Raw genomic sequence first — 19,657 nt, 5'->3', positions numbered from 1 at the left:
CCGGGCACGGCCCCGCCAGGCGCGGCAGCTGCGGTCCCGGGCGCGGTGCTGCCGGGCGCCAGCGCGCAACCGGTCGACCCCGCCAGCATTCCCGATGACCTGCTCAACGCCGTGATCGATTTTCTGGCCGCGGTCCGCAACGGGGTGGTGCCCGTCCTCTTCAACCGGACTCCGGTCGCGACCCCCCAACAGGTCAGCATCCCCGTTAACGGCAGCACCGGCCCCGTGCCGTTCACGGCCTTCGACCCCGACGGCAACAGGATGACCTTCAAGGTCAATCCGCGGGGCTTACCTGGCGGACCGCAGCACGGCGTCGTCAACATCAACCAACAGACAGCCAGCTTCACCTATACGGCCGATCCGGGTTTCGTCGGCAACGACACCTTCACCGTCGCCGTGAGTGACGACACCAGCCTGCACGTGCACGGCCTGGCGGGATACCTGGGCCCGTTCCACGGGCACGACGACGTCGCCACCGTGACCATCTTCGTGGGTGGCGTCCCGACCACGACGATAAGCGGTGCCTTCAGCATGCTCACCTACAACATTGCCGGGCTCCCATTTCCGTTGTCCAGCGCAATCTTGCCGCGCTTTCTGTACACCAAACAGATTGGGCAACGGCTCAATTCCTACTATGTCACCAACGTTCAGGAAGACTTCGCCTACCACGATTTCCTGGTCAAGAAATCGGATATGCCCAGCCAGACACCGCCCAGCCCACCCACGTTGCTGTGGCCCATCGGCGTGCCCTTCTCCGACGGACTCAACACACTCGCACAGTTCAAGGTGAAAAGGCTCGACCGGCAGACATGGTGGCAGTGCAGCGCCGACAACTGCCTCACCGCGAAAGGCTTCAGCTATAGCCAGCTGCAGCTTCCGGGTGGCGAAACGATCGACCTTTACAACTTGCATACCAATACCGGCGGGGGCGCGTTCACCAACGCCAACCTGGCTCAGCTCACCAATTACATCCAGCAGAATTCCGGGGGCCGTGCGGTCATCGTCACGGGCGACTTCAACGCCCTGTATTCCGACGACCAAAGCGCGCTTCTGCAATTCGCTGCGAACAATTCGCTGACCGATGCGTGGGTCCAGGTCCAGGGTGGTCCCACCAGCCCACCCTTCGCGCCCACCTGCAAGGTCGGCAACGAGTGCGAACTGCTGGACAAGATCTTCTACCGAAGCGGTCAGGGCGTGACGTTGACCGCGACCGGTTACAGCAACGAGGCGCCGAAGTTCTTCAATTCCAATGGGCAGCCGTTGTCGGATCACAGTCCGCCCATGGTCACCTTTCAGTACACCGCCGACAATGTGGGTCCCTAGGCCGCAACTGTCGGTGACGGCTGGTGGCGGGGTGCCCTTCGCATCGCATCAGGTGTCGAATCAAGCGGACGTGAGAACCTGGTCCCACCCTGCGACAGATTCGGGGCTGCGCGGGCCCGGCCCGACATAAATGGCCGACGGGCGGACCAGCTTGCCGAGTCGCTTCTGCTCAAGGATGTGCGCACACCAGCCAGCGGTGCGTCCGCAGGTGAACATCGCCGGCATCATGTTCGCCGGCACTCTGGCGAAGTCCAGGATGACAGCGGCCCAGAATTCCACATTGGTCTCGATCGCCCGGTCCGGGCGGCGTTCCCGCAGCTCAGCCAGTGCTGCCTGCTCCAGCGCCATGGCGACGTCGTAGCGCGGTGCGCCCAATCGTTCCGCGGTTGCGCGCAAGACCCGCGCCCGCGGGTCCTCGGCGCGATAGACCCGGTGCCCAAAGCCCATCAGCTTGTCGCCACGATCCAAGATCTTCTTGACCAGACCACGCGCATCGCCGGTGCGCTCGACTTCTTCGAGCATCGGAAGCACCCGCGCCGGCGCGCCGCCGTGCAGCGGTCCGCTCATCGCGCCGATCGCTCCGGACAGCGCTGCGGCGACGTCTGCACCCGTGGAGGCGATCACGCGTGCGGTGAACGTCGAGGCGTTCATGCCGTGCTCGGCCGCCGACACCCAGTACGCGTCGATGGCGTCGACATGCCTGGGGTCCGGCTCGCCTTGCCACCGGGTCATGAAACGCGCTGTCACCGTGGAACATTCGTCGATGACTCGCTGTGGTACGGCCGGCTGGTAGATGCCGCGCGCGGATTGCGCGACGTAGGACAATGCCATCACCGATGCACGGGCCAGCTGTTCGCGGGCCGTGCGATCGTCGATGTCGAGCAACGGCGCGTACCCCCAGATGGGGGCCAGCATCGCCAGTCCCGCCTGCACGTCGACCCGCACGTCGCCGGTGTGGATGGGCAGCGGGAACGGTTCGGCCGGCGGCAGTCCATGGCCGAATTCGCCGTCCACCAGCAGCGCCCACACGTCTCCGAATGTGACCCGTTGACTCACCAGATCTTCGATATCGACGCCGCGGTAGCGCAATGCGCCGCCATCTTTATCCGGCTCGGCAATCTCGGTGGTGAAGGCCACCACGCCATCAAGACCAGGGACAAAATCTTCCGGGACCACAGTCATAGGCAAATTCTCGCACCCCACCTCCCCGCGGACGCTACCGGCTGGTAGCGACGCCGCTAGCGTTGACACGATGACAGATCATCTGGCTGGAATGCGGGTGGAGTACGGGTCCGTCGAGAAGGACGGGAGCCCCGACCTGGATGAATCCTGGCTCGCGCACGGGTGGCTGGCCTTGTTTCGCACCTGGCTTGCCGACGCTCAGCGCGCCGGCGTCGCCGAGCCGAATGCGATGGTGCTGGCTACCGTCGCAGCGGGCCGTCCGGTCAGCCGATCGGTGCTGTGCAAGGGCGTGGACGAGACGGGGATCACCTTTGTCACCAACTACGAGTCGGCCAAGGGCGCCGAGTTGGCGGCTGTGCCTTATGCATCGGTCACCTTTCCGTGGTATCAGCTGGGTCGACAGGTCCACATCCGGGGCCCGGTGAGCCGGGTTGATCCCCGAGTGACCGAGCAGTACTGGTCCCAGCGACCGCGTGGGTCGCAGCTGGGAGCGTGGGCGTCGCACCAGTCGCAGCCGATCGCCTCACGCGCGGCGCTGCTCGATCAACTTGCTGAGGTGACTGCGCGGTTCGCCGATGCGGAGCGCATTCCGGTTCCGCCGAACTGGGGCGGTTATCTCATCGGCCCTGAGGTGGTGGAGTTCTGGCAGGGCCGGGAAAACCGGGTACACAACAGGATCCGGGTCGCCGACGGTCATATCGAGCGGCTGCAGCCCTAGCGGGCCCGATGCGCGCCCAGCGTGACGTCAGGGCGAGGATCCGTGCCGAAACTCGTCCTGACGTCACGCTCGCGAATGGGTCATGCGACGGCGTCGACGCGGGCCGCGAAGCCGTATAGGGGCATTGCGCGCCGCCGCGATGCGGCATCAAGCCGCTGGCGGGCCGAGTGTGTAGTGGTGGCTTCGAAAGTGAGCTCACGGTGGCCCCAAGGGCCTTGGGCTCGCCAGAGCCGCACGCTCGACGCCGCAGGCGCACACTCGAGACGCCCCAAGCGGGCGAAGGCATACCGCGCATGCGGACAAGCCCGGAAAGACCCGACAAGCACCGCCCGACCAGCAGATTCGACCCCGGGCAGGCGCGGCGTCGCGTCAACGACTACCTTCACCTATACGCACCGAGTGGGGCTGCCATATCAGCCAGAGCGCAAAGGGGTTCTCGTGGCCGACACCGACGACACCGCAACTCTGAAGTACCCGGGGGGCGAGATCGAGCTGCAGATCGCCCATGCCACCGAAGGTGCGGACGGGATTTCGCTCGGGCCGCTGCTGTCTAAGACCGGCTACACCACATTCGACGTCGGCTTTGTGAACACCGCTTCGTGCAAGAGCTCCATCACCTACATCGACGGAGACGCCGGCATTCTGCGTTATCGCGGTTACCCGATTGACCAGCTGGCTGAGAAGTCGACCTTCATCGAGGTCTCCTACCTGCTGATCTACGGCGAGCTGCCCACCCCTGACCAGCTGGCCGAATTCACCGGCCGCATCCAGCGCCACACCATGCTGCACGAGGACCTGAAGCGGTTCTTCGACGGGTTTCCGCGCAACGCACACCCGATGCCGGTGCTGTCCAGCGTGGTCAACGCCCTCTCGGCGTATTACCAGGATGCCCTGGACCCGATGGACAACAACCAAGTTGAGCTCTCGACCATTCGGTTGCTGGCCAAGCTGCCCACCATTGCTGCCTACGCCTATAAGAAGTCGGTCGGCCAGCCCTTCCTCTACCCGGAGAACTCGCTGACGCTGGTGGAGAACTTCCTCCGGATGACGTTTGGCTTTCCGGCCGAGCCCTACCAGGCCGACCCGGAAGTGGTGCGGGCGCTGGACATGCTGTTCATCCTGCACGCCGACCATGAGCAGAACTGTTCGACATCGACGGTGCGACTGGTGGGCTCGTCGCGGGCCAACCTGTTCACCTCCATCTCCGGCGGCATCAACGCGCTGTGGGGCCCGCTGCACGGCGGCGCCAACCAAGCGGTGCTGGAAATGCTGGAGCAGATCCGCGAGAGCGGCGACGACGTGGACGAATTCGTCCGCAAGGTGAAAAACCGCGAGGCCGGCGTCAAATTGATGGGCTTCGGCCACCGGGTCTACAAGAACTACGACCCACGCGCGCGGATCGTCAAGGAGCAGGCCGACAAGATCCTGTCCAAGCTGGGAGGCGACGACTCCCTGCTGGGCATCGCCAAGGAGCTCGAAGAGGCGGCGCTGACCGACGACTACTTCATCGAGCGCAAGCTCTACCCGAACGTCGACTTCTACACCGGCCTGATCTACCGTGCGCTCGGTTTCCCGACTCGGATGTTCACCGTGCTGTTTGCGCTGGGCCGGCTCCCGGGGTGGATCGCGCACTGGCGGGAGATGCACGACGAGGGCGACAGCAAGATCGGCCGGCCGCGCCAGATCTACACCGGCTACACCGCGCGCGATTACGTGGCCATCGATGGGCGGTAATTGCCGCTAACCGAGTGCTAGTCGAGTGCAGCCAACACCGCCATGGCGGCATTGTGCCCGCCGATGCCCGATACCGCGCCGCCGCGGCGGGCTCCCGAGCCGCACAGCATGATCCGCTCGTGGCCGGTAGCCACGCCCCATTGCCGGGCCGGTGTGTCCAGTGGCTCGTCGTTCTCGGTGAACGGCCACGACAGGGCGCCGTGGAAGATGTTGCCGCCGGTCATGTGCAGCGCGTGCTGCAGGTCCAGCGTGGTGGTGGTCTCGATGCACGGCCGGCCGTCCGCGTCGGTCATCAGGAGATCCTGAATAGGTTCGGCCAGAACCGAATTCAGTGACGAAAGCACCGTCTGCGTCAGGTGGCCGCGGACGGTATCCGGGTCGGCGGCCGAGCACAGCGAATGTGGCGTGTGCAAGCCGAACACGGTCATGGTGTGCACTCCCGCGTCGCGCAGCCGGTCCGGCAGGATGCTGGGATCGGTCAGCGAATGGCAGTACGCCTCGCACGGCAACGGGTCGGGCAGCCGCCCGCCGGTTGCGTGCGAATACGCGGTGTCCAGCTGGGTCCAGGTTTCGTTGACGTGCAAGGTCCCGGCGAAGGCCTGCTCCGGGGTGACGCCGGCGTCCCGCAACCGGGGTAGTCGGCGTACCACCATATTCACCTTGATCTGGGCGCCCGGGGTCAGCAAGGGCTCCGGTTCGCCCAGCAGGCCGGCCAAGACCGCCGGTGTCACCCCGGCCAGCACGAACCGCCCTCGGATCGCATGCTCGTCGCCGTCCGCGCGGTAATACACCTCCCCCGTCGGATCTACCGCGAAAACATCCGCGCCAGTGGTTATTTCGGCACCATGGCGGGCGGCTGCGGCAGCCAGGGCCGACGTCACCGAACCCATGCCGCCGACCGGGACGTCCCAGTCTCCGGTACCCCCGCCCAGCACGTGGTACAGGAAGCAGATGTTCTGCCTCAGCGACGGGTCGTCCAGTCGCGCGAAGGTGCCGATCAGCGCGTCGGTCGCAATCACCCCCCGGACCAGGTCGTTAGCCACCGCGCCGGTAATGGCGTGTCCGATCGGCTCGTCGATCATGGCCTGCCAGGCGAGCGCCGCCGCGCGGCCGGCGCGGTCCACGACGGCGCGGCGTGCCTGCTGCCGAGTGCGCAGCGGCTCGAGCAGCGTCGGCCAGAGCCGTTCGGTCACCAGTCGGCAACGGCGGTAGAAGGCGTCGAAGCCATGCTCGTCAGCCGCGGCGCCGATCGCAGCGAAGGTGCCCGCGCCGTTCGGCCCGACGAGCAGACCGGACCGCCCGGCGGTAGCCGGGTCCGGCGTATACGACGAATACGGTCGACGGGCCAACCGGACATGCGCGCCCAGGTCGTCGACGATGCGGCGGGGTAACAGGCTGACCAGATAGGAATACCGCGACAGCCGGACCTCGACGCCGGCGAAGGCCTGCGCCGACACCGCTGCCCCGCCGGTGTGTGACAGCCGCTCCAGCACCCGCACCCCGAGCCCCGCCCGGGCCAGGTAGCCGGCCGCGACCAGGCCATTGTGACCGCCGCCGACGACGACGACATCGAATTCCCGCATGGTGGTGTCGACAGGAAGCCCGGATCGGTGCTAGCTGAGGTAGCCCTCGACTTGGCCGCCGGGACGAAGGTGTGCCTCGCGCGGGTCACCACCGGTTTCCCGCAGTGCCCGTCGCTGCCGCAACAGGTCCCAGCACTGGTCCAGTTCGATTGCGATGCGGCGCAGTTGCTGATGCTCATCGGACTCGGTGATGTCACCCTGCTGCAGCCGGGTACGCAGCGCCTTCTCCTCGGCGACCAGGTCGCGGATCTGCGCCAGGGTCTCGCTGTCGGTTGGTTTGCTCTCGCTAGCCATTGCTCCAGTGTGCCTGACATTGGCAGTTTCGCCGCTGGACAGTCGGTAGGCTGCATATCGCCTGAGGGCGGGACAGACACTTTTCGACGGCGAGAGGCGGGGTGATGGTGGGTAGCCAGCCGGTCTCAGACATGCCGCCCGCACCCAGCCGCGCGTGGAGACTTCGTCGGCACCCACTCGGCGTCGCCTGGCTGATCGCGCTGGCGGTTATTCCGTTGCTGATAGCGGCAATCGGTTACGGCATGTTCGAACGCCCCACCTCCGTCACAGGGCCGGCCGGTGACCTGCCCACCCTGACAACGACCAGTAGCACCTCCAGCGCCTCCGACGTGTCATGGTCGCTGCTTTCAATCAGCCGCAGCGGCAACACCATTACGCTTATCGGCGATTTTCCCGATGACAATTCCAAGGCGGCGCTGCTGGCGGCCCTCAGAAACGTGCTGACTCCGGGCGTCATCGTCATCGATCAAATCCGTATCGATCCTCTGGTCCGCGCCCTTGATTTCGCAAACGCGGAACCGGTTTTCACCGCCGGCGCCGCAATCCCGGACTTCAGCCTGAAGGTCGAGGGAAACACCGTGACCTTGTCGGGAACCGCCGCATCGCCCGACCAGAAAGATGCGGTGGAGCGTGCGGCCAAGACTGCTTGGCCCGGAGTCAATGTCACCAACAACATTGAGGTCAAGGCTCCGTCCCCGACGCCGGGCGCCAGTCCACCGCCAGGTTCCGGTGCCTCTGGACCGTGCGCCGACCTACCGGCGGCCATCAATGCTCTGACGGGCGGGGCGATCGCCTTTAAGAACGACGGGGTCAGCCTGACCCCTGCCGACAACCAGATCCTGAGCCAGGTAGCCGCCAAACTCAAAGCCTGTCCGGACGCACGCGTCACCGTTAACGGCTACTCCGACAACGGCGGCGGCGAGGGCATCAACTTTCCGTTGAGTGTTCAGCGGGCCACCACCGTCGCCGACTTCCTCGCCGCCCAGGGAGTTGCCCGCGATCACATCACCGCCCAGGGCTACGGTTCCGCCAACCCCATCGCCGGCAATGACACACCCGAGGGTCGCGCCAAGAATCGCCGCGTCGAAATCGTGGTCAGCTAAGGAGAATCCAGCGTGGATTTCGTGATCCAGTGGTTGTACTACCTGGCTGCCTTCGTGGCAGGCTCGGCTCTCGCATGGGTGATCGCCACTGTCTTCGTCAAGCCCGCCGGCCAAGAACAGCATGTGCACGAGCCGCATGAGACGGACGCAGCGCCGTGACGGGCAACGTGCACTGGTGGCTGGTGGACCTGGCTTTCGCCCTCGGCATGCTGCTGACCTTCACGCTGATGATCCGCCCCGTCAAAGACCAACTGCCGCAACGCAAGTCGAGCGCCGTGCCACGCCGGCCGGCGCAGAAGGTCGTCGCCCGCAAGGGGGCGCCGGCGAAGAAGATCCCGGCCGCCAAGAAGACGCCCAGACCCGAGACCCCCGATGCGGACCCGGCGGCAACGCACGAGATCGCACCCGCGAAAGTTACGTCGGCACAACAGGTCCCGGACGCGACGGAGTCGGCTGAGCAGACCGCGGTCACTGGGGAAACTTCGCCGCAATCCCCGGTGCGGTTTGCCCCCTACGGCCCGGGCTCCGCGCGCGCCGGCGCCGATGGCAGCGGACCGGAGGGATGGCTGGTCAAGGGCCGCACGGATACCAGGCTCTATTACACCCCCGACGACCCCGACTACGACGCGACCGCGGCCCAGGTCTGGTTCCAGGACGAGGCCGCCGCGGCACGGGCCTTTTTCACGCCCTGGCGCAAGAGCGCGCGACGGGAGTGAGTTAGCTCGGGCCCGGAAGCTTCAGCAGCAGCCGTGCGCCGCCCAGTGGGCTGTCCTGCAAAGACGCGGTCCCGCCGTGCAGCTGGGCCTGCTGCGCCACCAGCGCCAGCCCGAGACCGGATCCCGAGTGGGACGCCGTTGATCCGCGGGAGAACCGGTCGAACACCACCTGGCGCTCTTCTTCGGGTACTCCGCTGCCGTTGTCGTCGATGGCGATCTCGACGCCGGCCCGCGAACTGACGGCCGACAGCTGCACCCGGGTGGCGCCGCCGTGCTTGACGGCGTTGGCGATGGCGTTGTCGACGGCCAGCCGCAAACCGGCGGGCAGCCCGACGATGATGCAGGTCGGCGACGGCACCAGCGAGACGTCGAGATCGGGGTAGATGCGCATCGCGTCGTGGGCCGCGCGGTCGAGCAGCTCGGTGATGTCAACCGGCACATGATCGTCCGAGGTCGACAATTCGCCCTGGGCCAGCCGCTCCAGCGCGCTGAGGGTGGCTTCGATGCGCGACTGGGTGCGGATCACGTCATTGAGCACTTCTTTGCGTTGGTCTTCGGGCAGGTCCAAGGTAGACAGCACCTCGAGATTGGTCCGCATTGCCGTCAACGGAGTGCGCAATTCGTGGGAGGACACCGCGGCGAAGTCGCGAGCCGACGCCAGCGCCTCCTTAGTGCGGATTTGCTCGTTCCAGATGCGCTGCAGCATGCCTCGCATCGCCTCGGCGATCTCGATGGCTTCGCTGGCGCCGTGCACTTCGACCCGCGGCGCCTCGTCCCCGGCGTCGATCGAGCGCGTTTGTTCGGCCAGCTGTTTGAACGGCCGCACCGCGAACACGGCCAGCAGCCAGGCGAACACCGCTGCCGCGCCGATAGCGAAAGCACAGATCAACAGCACCCGGCGGTGCAGGTTGTTGGTCTCGGCGACGGTGGCGTCATAGGTCGCGCCGACCGCTACCGACGTCGGCTCGGGCCCCGGGATCTCCACCGTGCGCACCCGGTAGCGCACTCCGCCGATGTAGGTGTCGGCGTAGTCCTTGTGCAGCTTGGGCAAGGTGATGTCGGAATTCGACTTGACCAGGTCGCCGCGGCGGACCGTGATGAGGGCGTCGCGGTCGTTGGGGGAGCGCGGTATTTCGTCGAGGCCGCGCGGCACGAACGGGATCGCGAAGCCCGCCGCCTCGTCCAGGCGGCGGTCCAGCCGCTCTTTGCGGTCGTTGGTGATCCCCACCCAGACCACGGTTCCGACGATGAGTACCGGGATCGCGGCGCCGATCGCTGTCGCGACCACCACCCGCGTCCGCAACGAAGGCGTCCGGGCAAAGATCCGCGACAGGATGTTCACTCACTGCATCCTGAGCACGAAGCCGACGCCGCGCACGGTGTGCAGCAGCCGGGGTCCGCCGTTGGCCTCGAGCTTGCGCCGCAGGTACCCAATGAACACGTCGACGACGTTGGTGTCGGCGGCGAAGTCGTAGCCCCACACCAGCTCCAGCAGCTGCGCGCGGGACAACACCGCGGTCTTGTGCTCCGCCAAAACCGCCAGCAGGTCGAACTCGCGCTTGGTCAGGTCGACGTCGACGCCGTTGACCCGGGCCCGCCGGCCGGGGATGTCCACCTCCAACGGGCCCACCGTGATGGTTTCCGACGAGGACGTGGCGGTGGAGCCGCGGCGGCGCAGCAGAGCCTTCACCCGGGCCACCAGCTCGGCCAGCACGAACGGCTTGACCAGGTAATCGTCGGCGCCGGCCTCGAGGCCGGCGACTCGGTCGTCGACCGAGCTGCGTGCCGACAGCACGCAGACCGGCACGTCGTTGTCCATCGCGCGCAGCGCCGTGACCACGCTGACGCCATCGAGCACCGGCATGTTGATGTCGAGCACGATCGCGTCCGGGCGGGTTTCGGTGGCGCTGCGCAGGGCCTCGGCGCCGTCGACGGCGGTCGAGACCTCGAACCCGGAGAGCCGCAGGCCGCGTTCCAGCGAGGCCAGGACATCGGAGTCGTCGTCGACCACCAAGACCCGAGGTGAGCTCACACCAGTCTCCATGCCGCTCATTTTGCCTGATTGTTGCCCGCGGCGGTGGGACGCCGCCCGCCGGGTCGCTGGTGCCTGTCCGGCGGGTTACCGTCAGCCTGTTCGAATCACCTCGGCGACGACGGGAGCCCCGGCGGCGGCGCGCGCCGGGGACAGCGCCAGGTGGGCAAGACGAGACACCGCGAATTCTCGGAGACTGACGTGGCTGATGGGAAAGTCGGAGTTGCCTCCAACAATTCGGGCCAATAGATCAGCACCGTCCTAGGTGTCTCGGGGCAACCCGATGCGTCGATAGCGCGCCAACCGCGCCGCCATGCGTTCGGCGTCGGGAGCCGACCGCAGCGCATGCACCTCGGCGGCGATGGCGCGCGACAGCCGTCGGGCGAACTCGACCGGCTCGGCCGCGGCGTCGGGATACTCGGGCACAATGACGTCGACAATGCCGGCGGCCAGCAGGTCTGCCGACCGGACACCTTGGGCGGCAGCGAGTTCGGCGGCGTGCTCGGTGTCGCGGAACACGATCGCGCTGGCGCCCTCCGGCGGCAACGGGGCGAGCCAGCCGTGCAGCGCGGCCAGCACCCGGTCAGCGGGCACCATCGCCAGCGCAGGTCCACCGCTGCCCTGACCCAACAGCACCGACACCGTCGGGGTGTCCAGGGTGACGAGGTCGGCAAGGCTCTGGGCGATCTGTCCGGCCAGCCCGCCCTGCTCGGCTTCGGCCGACAATGCGGGTCCGGCGGTGTCGATCATCAGCACCAGCGGTAACCGCAGCTCGGCGGCCAGCGCCATGCCTCGCCGGGCTTCACGCAGCGACGCCGGACCGACAAGACCGCCGACGACTCGCTGCTGGCCCAGCACCACCGCCGGCTGGCCGCAGAAGCGAGCCAGGGCCAGCAGCGTCGTCGCCGCTTCGCCAGAACCGGTACCCGAGAGCAGCACGCGGTCGGTGGCACCGTCGCGCAACAGCCGTGCCACACCCGGCCGGTCGGGTCGTCGCGATGCCACCACCGAGTCCCAGGTGGGTACGTCGGGCACCGGCTCGGGCGGTGCCGGGGCCGGCGGCGGCTCGGGAGCATCGGTGAGCACTGTCAGCGCCCGATCCACCGTGCGGCGCAGCTCGTCGAGCGCGACGACGCCGTCGATCACGCCATGGCGTTGCAGATTCTCCGCGGTCTGAACACCGGCGGGAAAGGGTTCACCGTAGAGCAGCTGGTACACCCGGGGACCCAGGAAACCGATCAGGGCTCCCGGTTCGGCGACGGTGATATGGCCCAGCGAGCCCCACGACGCGAACACCCCGCCGGTGGTCGGATTGCGCAGGTAGACGAGGTAGGGCAAGTGCGCCTGCTGGTGCAGTCTGACGGCCGCGGCGATCTTCACCATCTGCAGGAAGGCGACCGTGCCCTCCTGCATCCGGGTGCCGCCGGAACTCGGCGACGCCAGCAGCGGCAGGCGCTCGGCGGTGGCTCGCTCGACGGCGGCGGTAATCCGTTCCGCCGCCGCCACCCCGATAGATCCGGCGAGGAAGTCGAACTCGCACACCACCACCGCCACCCGGCGCCCGAATATCCGTCCCTCGCCGGTCAGCACCGATTCGTCGCGGCCGGTGGCGGCCCGGGCCCGGGCCAGATCGCGTGCGTAGGACTGCGATACCGGCACCGGCAGCGGGTCGGTGTCCCAACTGGTGAACGAGCCCTCGTCCAGCACCGCGTCGCGCAGTTGGTCGGTCGTGATACGACTCACCGGATGAGGCTATATAGGCTGGCGCAATGATCGGTATCACCCAGGTCGAGGCCGTGCTGACAATCGAGTTGCAGCGCCCGGAGCGCCGCAATGCCCTGAACTCCCAGCTCGTGGAGGAGCTGCGGGAGGCGTTCCTGAAGGCCGGTGACGGCTCAATCCGGGCGATTGTGCTCACCGGACAAGGCTCTGCGTTTTGCGCCGGAGCGGACCTGTCCGGCGACGCATTCGCCGCCGACTACCCCGATCGGCTCATCGAGCTGCACCGGGTGATGGACGCCACCCTGATACCGGTGATCGGCGCGATCAACGGTCCGGCTATCGGCGCGGGCCTGCAGCTGGCCATGCAGTGCGACCTGAGGGTGGTCGCGCCGGAGGCGTTCTTTCAGTTTCCGACGTCCAAATATGGCCTGGCACTGGACAACTGGAGTATCCGCCGGCTCTCCTCGCTGGTCGGTCACGGACGGGCGCGGGCGATGCTGCTGGCCGCGGAGAAGCTGACAGCCGAGATGGCGTTGCATACCGGAATGGCCAACCGGATCGGGACGCTGGCCGACGCGCAAGCCTGGGCCGCCGAGATCGCCGGCCTGGCGCCGCTGGCAATCCAGCATGCCAAGCGGGTGCTCAACGACGACGGCGCCATCGAGGAGCCCTGGCCGGAGCACAAGGAGTTGTTCGATAAGGCATGGGGCAGCCAAGATGTCATCGAGGCACAGGTGGCGCGCGTGCAGAAGCGGCCGCCGAGGTTTCAGGGGGAGTAGTCGTGGTGGTGCGCCGAGCGCTACGGCTGGCCGCCGGCACGGCCTCGCTGGCGGCCGGTGGCTGGCTGGTGCGGGCACTGCACGGCGCGCCGGCTGCGCTTGGGGCAAACCCCGCGACCATCCGCGCCATTTCGGAGGGGTCGCCGCACTACCAGGACGGCAACTTCGTCAACCTCGACCCGGGGTCCATATACGTCATGGGCCGCGAGGAACTGCGGCTCATCATCTGGGAGTTCGTGGGTAATCGCGGCGGCAGCAGGCCCGCCAAACCGATCCCGCTGGCCGCCCCGGAGATCTACAAAGGTGACGCCAGCCGGCTCGCCGTCAGCTGGTTCGGCCACTCGACGGCGCTGGTGGAAATCGACGGCTACCGGGTGCTGACCGATCCGGTGTGGAGCAACCGGTGTTCGCCCTCCGATCTCGTCGGGCCCCAACGGCTGCATCCGCCGCCGGTGCAACTGGAGGGCCTTCCGGCCGTCGATGCGGTGGTGATCAGCCATGACCACTACGACCATCTCGATATCGACACCGTCATCGCGCTGACCCGCACCCAGCGCGCGCCGTTCTTCGTGCCCCTCGGGGTCGGTGCCCATCTGCGGGCGTGGGGCATTCCTGAGCAGCGCATCGTCGAACTCGATTGGCAGCAAAGCGGCCAGGTTGACCAGCTCAGGATCGTCTGTATGCCGGCCCGGCATTTTTCGGGCCGCTTTCTGAGCCGTGATAACACCTTGTGGGCGTCGTGGGCGTTCATCGGTCCCAGCCATCGCGTCTACTTCGGCGGTGATACCGGCTACACCAAGAGCTTCGCCCAGATCGGCGCGGACCACGGGCCATTCGACCTGACGCTGATGCCGATCGGCGCCTATAACACCGCATGGCCGGATATCCACATGAACCCCGAGGAGGCGATCCGGGCCCATCTGGACGTCACCGATTCCGGCGCGGGGCTGTTGGTGCCGGTGCACTGGGGTACCTTCCGGCTGGCTCCGCACCCATGGTCAGAACCGGTTGAGCGGCTGTTGGCGGCCGCTGAGCCCGAGCGAGTCAAGGTGGCGGTGCCGCTGCCAGGTCAGCGGGTGGATTCGGCCGGGCCGTTGAGATCCAACCCGTGGTGGCGGCTTTAGCTCGAGCGCGTTGGACCCGGCCGCAGGTGACGTCGTTCACGCGGCGCGATTCGGCACCCGGTTAGAGTGAGCGGCCATGACGAGACGCGCGGCGACGGCCGCACTAGTTGTGATGTTGCTGGCGCTGGTGGCATGCGGGCCCGCGCAGCGGGCATCCGGCCCGACGTCGGCGCTGTCGAAAGTCCCGCCCAATGAGGTTTCCGGCGTGGACATTCCGGCCGGGCGCATCGACGAGGCGGTGGCGAAGCTGGACGGCCTGGTCGCCGAGCTGATGAAGACCAGCGGCATCCCCGGCATGGCCCTGGCCGTTGTCCACGGTGGAAAGACGTTGTACGCGAAGGGTTTCGGCATCAAGGATGCCAGCAAGGCCGACGGCCCGGACAACCGGGTGGACGCCGACACCGTCTTCCAGCTGGCATCGGTGTCCAAATCGGTGGGTGCGACGGTGGTGGCGCACGAGGTCAGCACCAACGTGGTCACCTGGGATACGCCCGTCGTCGCGAAGCTGCCGTGGTTCGAACTCGGCGATGCCTACGTCACCAGCCATGTGACCGTCGCCGACCTCTATTCGCATCGCTCCGGATTGCCGGACCATGCCGGTGACCCGCTGGAGGATCTGGGTTACGACGGGCAGCAGGTGCTGCAGCGGCTGAAGTACTTGCCGCTGGCCCCATTTCGGATCAGCTACGCCTACACCAATTTCGGCGTGACCGCCGCGGCCGACGCGGTCGCGGCCGCGGCCGGCAAATCCTGGGCGGAGCTGTCCGACGAGGTGCTCTACCGTCCGCTGGGAATGACATCCACCAGTTCGCGGTTCGCCGATTTCCTGGCCAGACCCAATCACGCGGTCGCCCACATCAAGGTCGGCGATAAATGGGAGGCCCGCTTCCAACGGGATCCCGATCCCCAAACGCCCGCAGGCGGGGTCAGCTCCTCGCTCAACGACATGACGCACTGGCTGACCATGGTGCTGGCCAACGGCGCCTACAACGGTCAGCAGATCACGTCGCCGGAGGCGCTCTTGCCGGCCATCACACCGCAAGTGATCTCGACTCCGGCGCGGTTGCCCAAGGCGCGAGCGGGCACCTATGGTTTCGGATTCAACGTGTCGGTGAACTCGTCGGGTCGTACCCAGTACGGTCATTCCGGCGGATTCGGCTTGGGGGCCGCGACGAATTTTACCGTCCTGCCGTCCGAAGACCTCGCCGTCATTGCCCTGACCAATGCCGCACCCTACGGAGTGCCGGAAGCGCTGACGGCCGAATTCTTGGACCTGGTGCAGTACGGCCAGGTCCGCGAGGACTGGGCCACCCTGTACAGGCAGCAACTTGCCCCGCTGAACCACCCAGAGGGGTCGCTGGTCGACAAACAGCCTCCCGTCAGCCCCGCGCCGGCACGGCCGTTGAGCGACTACGTTGGGGGCTACGCCAACGACTACTGGGGTCCGGCCACCGTGACCGAACATGACGGCCAGCTGCAGCTGTCGCTGGGGCCGAAGAACCAGACATTCACGTTGACGCATTGGGACGCAGACACTTTCACTTTTCCGCTGTCGACCGAAAACGCCTTACCCGGATCCATTTCCAAGGCGGTCTTTTCCGGCTTCCCCGTCGCCACGCTGAACCTCGAATACTACGACGCCGACAAGCTGGGAACGTTTACCCGATGAGTGCCGCGCCCGGCTTGACCGATGCCGAAGTGGCACAACGGTTAGCCGAGGGCAAGAGCAACGACATCCCAGAACGGACCACCCGCAGCGTCGCGCAGATCATCCGGGCCAACGTGTTCACCCGCATCAACGCGATCCTGGGCGTGCTGCTGCTGATCGTGTTGGCGACGGGCTCGGTGATCAACGGGCTGTTCGGTCTGCTCATCATCGCCAACAGCATCATCGGTATGATTCAGGAGCTCCGAGCGAAGCAGACGCTGGACAGCTTGGCGATCCTGGGGCAGGCAAAGCCCTTGGTGCGCAGGCGATCCGGTACTCAGACCCGGTTGCCGAGCGAAGTCGTGCTGGACGACATCATCGAACTCGGGCCGGGAGACCAGGTTGTCGTCGACGGTGAGGTCGTCGAGGACAGGAACCTCGAGGTTGACGAATCACTGTTGACCGGTGAGGCCGACCCGATCGCCAAAGACCCCGGCGACGCGGTGATGTCGGGCAGTTTCGTCGTCTCCGGAACCGGAGCCTACCGCGCGACCAAGGTGGGCCGGGAAGCATACGCAGCCAAGCTGGCCGCCGAGGCCAGCAAGTTCACTTTGGTGAAATCCGAACTGCGCAACGGTATCAACAGGATACTGCAGTTCATCACCTACCTGTTGGTGCCGGCGGGACTGCTGACCGTCTACACCCAGCTGTTCACCACGAAGGCCGGCTGGCGGGAATCGGTGCTGCGGACGGTGGGCGCCTTGGTGCCGATGGTGCCCGAAGGTCTGGTGTTGATGACGTCGATCGCGTTCGCGGTCGGTGTCATCCGGTTGGGCCAACGCCGATGCCTGGTGCAGGAATTGCCCGCCATCGAGGGGCTGGCCCGAGTCGACGTGGTTTGTGCCGACAAGACCGGCACGCTGACCGAAAGTGGGATGCGGGTATCGGAGGTCAGTGGATTGGGCACTGCTGACGATCGTATCGTCGACGTGCTGGCTTCCCTGGCAGCTGCCGATGACCGACCCAATGCCAGCATGCAGGCGATCGCCGCGGCCTGTCATTCGCCGCCCGGCTGGACCGCAACGGCGACAGCATCTTTCAAGTCCGCAACCAAATGGAGCGGTGCATCCTATCGGGACCACGGCAACTGGGTGATCGGCGCGCCCGATGTGCTGCTCGACTCGGCATCGGCCGCCGCCGAACAGGCGGAGCGCATCGGGGCGCAGGGGTTGCGGGTGCTGCTGCTGGGTGCTTCCGACGTCGCCGTGGACCACCCCGACGCGCCCGGACGGGTCACCCCGGTCGCTCTGGTGGTGCTCGAGCAGAAGATCCGGCCCGACGCCCGCGAGACGCTTGAATACTTTGCCGACCAAGGCATTTCGGTAAAGGTGATATCCGGCGACAACGCCGTGTCGGTGGGGGCGGTCGCCGGCAAGCTCGGGCTGCGGGGCGAGGTGCTGGATGCCCGTCAGCTCCCTACCGGGCCCGCCGAATTGGCCGACACGTTGGAATCCTTCACGACGTTCGGCAGGGTGCGTCCCGACCAGAAGCGAGCCATTGTGCATGCCCTGCAGTCGCACGGGCATACCGTGGCGATGACCGGCGACGGCGTCAACGACGTGCTGGCCCTCAAGGACGCCGACATCGCGGTGGCGATGGGGGCGGGTAGCCCGGCGTCTCGTGCGGTAGCGCAGATCGTCTTGCTGGACAACAGGTTTGCCACCCTGCCCTACGTGGTCGCCGAAGGCCGCCGGGTGATCGGCAATATCGAACGGGTCGCGAATCTGTTTCTGGCTAAAACGGTGTATTCGGCGTTGCTGGCGTTGCTGGTGGGGATCGAGTGCTTGCTTGCCAAACCGCTGGGGGCCGATCCGCTGCTGTATCCGTTCCAACCGATCCATGTGACCATCGCGGCGTGGTTCACCATCGGCATTCCGTCATTCATCCTGTCCCTGGCGCCCAACAACGAGCGTGCGTATCCCGGCTTCGTTCGGCGGGTGTTGACCTCCGCACTGCCGTCCGGACTTGTGGTGGGCACGGCGACTTTCGTTTCCTACCTCGTGGCCTACCCCGGCCGTCACTCGACCTGGCATGAACGGACGCAAGCTTCAACGGCGGCCCTGATCACGCTGCTGGTGACCGCGCTATGGGTGCTTGCGGTGGTGGCACGGCCCTATCAATGGTGGCGTCTGGGACTGGTTATGGCCTCCGGCGCGGCCTATTTGGTGATCTTCAGCCTGCCGCTGGCGCAGCAGAAGTTTTTCCTGGACCCGTCGAACCTCGCTATGACGTCGATTGCCTTGGGCATCGGCGTGATCGGGGCCGGTGTGATCGAGGCGACGTGGTGGATTCGAGCCAGGGTGCTCGGTGTCAAACCGCAGGTATGGCGGCGTCCGGAAAAGTAAACGACCAAGACGTCAATATAAGCGGAAGTCAAAGGCGTGGCATCCCGAACCGCAGGTGTATAAATACTTTACATTTCGGGGCTATCTATGAATATTCTTTGTCGACGTCTATTTTGCCGAAAACACGAAATTGTTGCCGCGCCGTCCGTATGCTGACGGGGAAATCCGCTTGACGGCAGCCGGCTCAATCCCGGTGACCGCCGGATTGTCGCAGGCAGTGATCGATAGGTGGCCCCGATGCGACGGCCACCTGGGAGAGGTTGCCGCGAATGAATTTTTCGGTCTCGCCACCGGAGATCAATTCGGCCCGCATATTTAGCGGTGCCGGAGCAGGTCCGATGCTGGCCGCGGCGGCGGCCTGGGACCAGCTGGCCGGCGAGCTGGGATCGGCGGCGACCGCATTCTCGTCAGTGACCTCGGCGCTGGTGGGTTCTTCTTGGCAGGGCCCGGCGTCGGTGGCGATGGCAAGCGTCGCCGGAAGCTATCTCGGATGGTTGTCCACGGCGGGAGCGCAAGCGGCGCAGGCGGGTGGTCAGGCGCGGATCGCCGCGGCCGCGTTCGAGGCGACCCGCGCGGCCACGGTGCATCCGGCGGCGGTTTGGGCCAACCGTTCTCAACTGGTTTCGCTCGTCGTCTCCGACCTGCTCGGCTTCAACGCGCCCGCGATCGCCGCCGTCGAGGCCGCCTACGAGCAGATGTGGGCACAGGATGTGGCGGCGATGTTCGGGTATCACGCCGGTGCTTCGGCGGCCGCGTCGGCGTTGACGCCATTTGTCCAGTTGGTGCAGAACCCCGCCGCCGGTGGGGCGTTGGTCGCGGCCGCGCAGGCCGCCGTCTTCAGCCCACCGGGTCGGATGAGTATTTTTAATGCGGGGTTGGCGAATGTGGGGGTGGGCAATGTTGGGTTTGGGAGTGTGGGTGATGGGAATGTGGGTGGGGGCAATGTTGGTGGTAGTAATGTGGGGTTTGGGAATCTGGGTGGTTGGAACTTTGGGTTGGGGAACCTGGGGAGTTTCAATGTGGGTTCGGGGAATATCGGGTGGTATAACTTCGGGCCGGGGAATTTGGGGTCGTACAATGTGGGGTTGGGGAACGCCGGGGATTACAACGTTGGTTTCGGGAATACCGGGATCGGTAATTTCGGGTTCGGGAACACCGGTAGCCATAATATTGGGATCGGGTTGAGTGGTGATGGTCAGGTCGGGTTCGGGGGCTGGAATTCCGGTAGCGGGAATGTGGGGTTGTTCAACTCCGGGACCGGGAATGTGGGGTTGTTCAACTCCGGGACCGGGAA

At 66.3% G+C, this 19,657-nt stretch carries 17 protein-coding genes; 11 read left to right on the top strand and 6 right to left on the bottom strand.

The window, feature by feature from the left end:
* The coding region (locus B4U45_RS09155) for an Ig-like domain-containing protein (RefSeq protein WP_219859382.1) at positions 1-1,323 on the top strand (1,323 nt) is incomplete at its 5' end.
* 60 nt (positions 1,324-1,383) lie between these two features.
* Here B4U45_RS09155 and B4U45_RS09150 read toward each other — a convergent pair.
* Complete coding sequence (locus B4U45_RS09150; RefSeq protein ID WP_075548266.1) at positions 1,384-2,505, bottom strand: citrate synthase 2; 1,122 nt, start codon at positions 2,503-2,505, stop codon at positions 1,384-1,386.
* Between the two features lie 91 nt (positions 2,506-2,596).
* Between B4U45_RS09150 and pdxH the strand changes: the two genes are divergently transcribed.
* Positions 2,597-3,223: a pyridoxamine 5'-phosphate oxidase gene (gene pdxH / locus B4U45_RS09145; RefSeq protein ID WP_089025131.1), complete on the top strand. Its 627-nt coding sequence runs from the start codon at positions 2,597-2,599 to the stop codon at positions 3,221-3,223.
* Between the two features lie 438 nt (positions 3,224-3,661).
* A complete protein-coding gene (locus tag B4U45_RS09140) occupies positions 3,662-4,957 on the top strand; it encodes a citrate synthase (protein WP_075548264.1) in 1,296 nt (431 codons plus the stop codon).
* A gap of 17 nt (positions 4,958-4,974) precedes the next feature.
* On the opposite strand, the gene B4U45_RS09135 is transcribed toward B4U45_RS09140, so the two are convergent.
* Together B4U45_RS09135 and B4U45_RS09130 are read right to left on the bottom strand one after the other, a co-directional pair.
* On the bottom strand, positions 4,975-6,540 hold the full coding sequence (locus tag B4U45_RS09135; RefSeq protein ID WP_075548263.1) for a phytoene desaturase family protein: 1,566 nt from the start codon (positions 6,538-6,540) through the stop codon (positions 4,975-4,977).
* Positions 6,541-6,570: 30 nt separating this feature from the next.
* On the bottom strand, positions 6,571-6,834 hold the full coding sequence (locus B4U45_RS09130; protein WP_075548262.1) for a DUF2630 family protein: 264 nt from the start codon (positions 6,832-6,834) through the stop codon (positions 6,571-6,573).
* Between the two features lie 104 nt (positions 6,835-6,938).
* Between B4U45_RS09130 and arfA the strand changes: the two genes are divergently transcribed.
* From arfA to arfC, 3 genes are read left to right on the top strand one after another with little or no spacing between them, the layout of a single operon-like run.
* Entirely contained in the window at positions 6,939-7,937 is a 999-nt protein-coding gene (arfA, locus tag B4U45_RS09125; RefSeq protein ID WP_082275531.1) for a channel-forming protein ArfA/OmpATb, read from the top strand.
* A 12-nt stretch (positions 7,938-7,949) separates the two neighbouring features.
* Positions 7,950-8,096, top strand: a complete 147-nt coding sequence (gene arfB, locus B4U45_RS09120; RefSeq protein WP_089025130.1) for a channel accessory protein ArfB — start codon at positions 7,950-7,952, stop codon at positions 8,094-8,096.
* A complete protein-coding gene (gene arfC, locus B4U45_RS09115; protein WP_241780295.1) occupies positions 8,093-8,653 on the top strand; it encodes a channel accessory protein ArfC, sunset domain variant in 561 nt (186 codons plus the stop codon). Before arfB ends, arfC begins: the two co-directional genes overlap by 4 nt.
* Before the next feature lies 1 nt (position 8,654).
* Here the strand turns inward: arfC and prrB are convergent, their stop codons facing one another.
* The 3 genes from prrB to B4U45_RS09100 all read right to left on the bottom strand — a co-directional run bounded on the left by prrB (position 8,655) and on the right by B4U45_RS09100 (position 12,428).
* Positions 8,655-9,995 (bottom strand): two-component system sensor histidine kinase PrrB, encoded by a 1,341-nt coding sequence (gene prrB, locus B4U45_RS09110; RefSeq protein ID WP_075548261.1) that lies wholly within the window; start codon positions 9,993-9,995, stop codon positions 8,655-8,657.
* On the bottom strand, positions 9,996-10,706 hold the full coding sequence (prrA, locus tag B4U45_RS09105) for a two-component system response regulator PrrA (RefSeq protein WP_023367425.1): 711 nt from the start codon (positions 10,704-10,706) through the stop codon (positions 9,996-9,998).
* 240 nt (positions 10,707-10,946) lie between these two features.
* Positions 10,947-12,428 carry an acetyl-coenzyme A carboxylase carboxyl transferase subunits beta/alpha gene (locus tag B4U45_RS09100; protein ID WP_075548260.1) on the bottom strand — a complete coding sequence of 494 codons (1,482 nt, stop codon included), beginning with the start codon at positions 12,426-12,428 and terminating at the stop codon, positions 10,947-10,949.
* Positions 12,429-12,454: 26 nt separating this feature from the next.
* Between B4U45_RS09100 and B4U45_RS09095 the strand changes: the two genes are divergently transcribed.
* The 5 genes from B4U45_RS09095 to B4U45_RS09075 form a co-directional block, all read left to right on the top strand.
* Complete coding sequence (locus tag B4U45_RS09095) at positions 12,455-13,186, top strand: enoyl-CoA hydratase (protein ID WP_075548259.1); 732 nt, start codon at positions 12,455-12,457, stop codon at positions 13,184-13,186.
* 5 nt (positions 13,187-13,191) lie between these two features.
* Positions 13,192-14,310 carry an MBL fold metallo-hydrolase gene (locus tag B4U45_RS09090; protein WP_089025133.1) on the top strand — a complete coding sequence of 373 codons (1,119 nt, stop codon included), beginning with the start codon at positions 13,192-13,194 and terminating at the stop codon, positions 14,308-14,310.
* A 76-nt stretch (positions 14,311-14,386) separates the two neighbouring features.
* Entirely contained in the window at positions 14,387-15,979 is a 1,593-nt protein-coding gene (locus B4U45_RS09085) for a serine hydrolase (RefSeq protein ID WP_083044258.1), read from the top strand.
* Positions 15,976-18,363, top strand: coding sequence for an HAD-IC family P-type ATPase (locus B4U45_RS09080; protein WP_083154468.1), 2,388 nt, complete (start codon positions 15,976-15,978; stop codon positions 18,361-18,363). Before B4U45_RS09085 ends, B4U45_RS09080 begins: the two co-directional genes overlap by 4 nt.
* 269 nt (positions 18,364-18,632) lie before the next feature.
* The coding region (locus tag B4U45_RS09075; protein ID WP_219859381.1) for a PPE family protein at positions 18,633-19,657 on the top strand (1,025 nt) is incomplete at its 3' end.

The sequence above is a fragment of the Mycobacterium persicum genome (genome assembly GCF_002086915.1).
Classification (GTDB): domain Bacteria; phylum Actinomycetota; class Actinomycetes; order Mycobacteriales; family Mycobacteriaceae; genus Mycobacterium; species Mycobacterium persicum.
The sequence above is the reverse complement of the archived record's forward strand: the minus strand, read 5'-3'. Positions and strand labels throughout refer to the sequence as shown.

Excerpts from the sequence above, each read along its gene's own strand:
- B4U45_RS09150 (WP_075548266.1), bottom strand. The coding sequence starts at position 2,505 with ATGACTGTGGTCCCGGAAGATTTTGTCCCTGGTCTTGATGGCGTGGTG.
- pdxH (WP_089025131.1), top strand. The coding sequence starts at position 2,597 with ATGCGGGTGGAGTACGGGTCCGTCGAGAAGGACGGGAGCCCCGACCTG.
- B4U45_RS09135 (WP_075548263.1), bottom strand. The coding sequence starts at position 6,540 with ATGCGGGAATTCGATGTCGTCGTCGTCGGCGGCGGTCACAATGGCCTG.
- B4U45_RS09130 (WP_075548262.1), bottom strand. The coding sequence starts at position 6,834 with ATGGCTAGCGAGAGCAAACCAACCGACAGCGAGACCCTGGCGCAGATC.
- arfA (WP_082275531.1), top strand. The coding sequence starts at position 6,939 with ATGGTGGGTAGCCAGCCGGTCTCAGACATGCCGCCCGCACCCAGCCGC.
- prrA (WP_023367425.1), bottom strand. The coding sequence starts at position 10,706 with ATGAGCGGCATGGAGACTGGTGTGAGCTCACCTCGGGTCTTGGTGGTC.
- B4U45_RS09095 (WP_075548259.1), top strand. The coding sequence starts at position 12,455 with ATGATCGGTATCACCCAGGTCGAGGCCGTGCTGACAATCGAGTTGCAG.
- B4U45_RS09085 (WP_083044258.1), top strand. The coding sequence starts at position 14,387 with ATGACGAGACGCGCGGCGACGGCCGCACTAGTTGTGATGTTGCTGGCG.
- B4U45_RS09080 (WP_083154468.1), top strand. The coding sequence starts at position 15,976 with ATGAGTGCCGCGCCCGGCTTGACCGATGCCGAAGTGGCACAACGGTTA.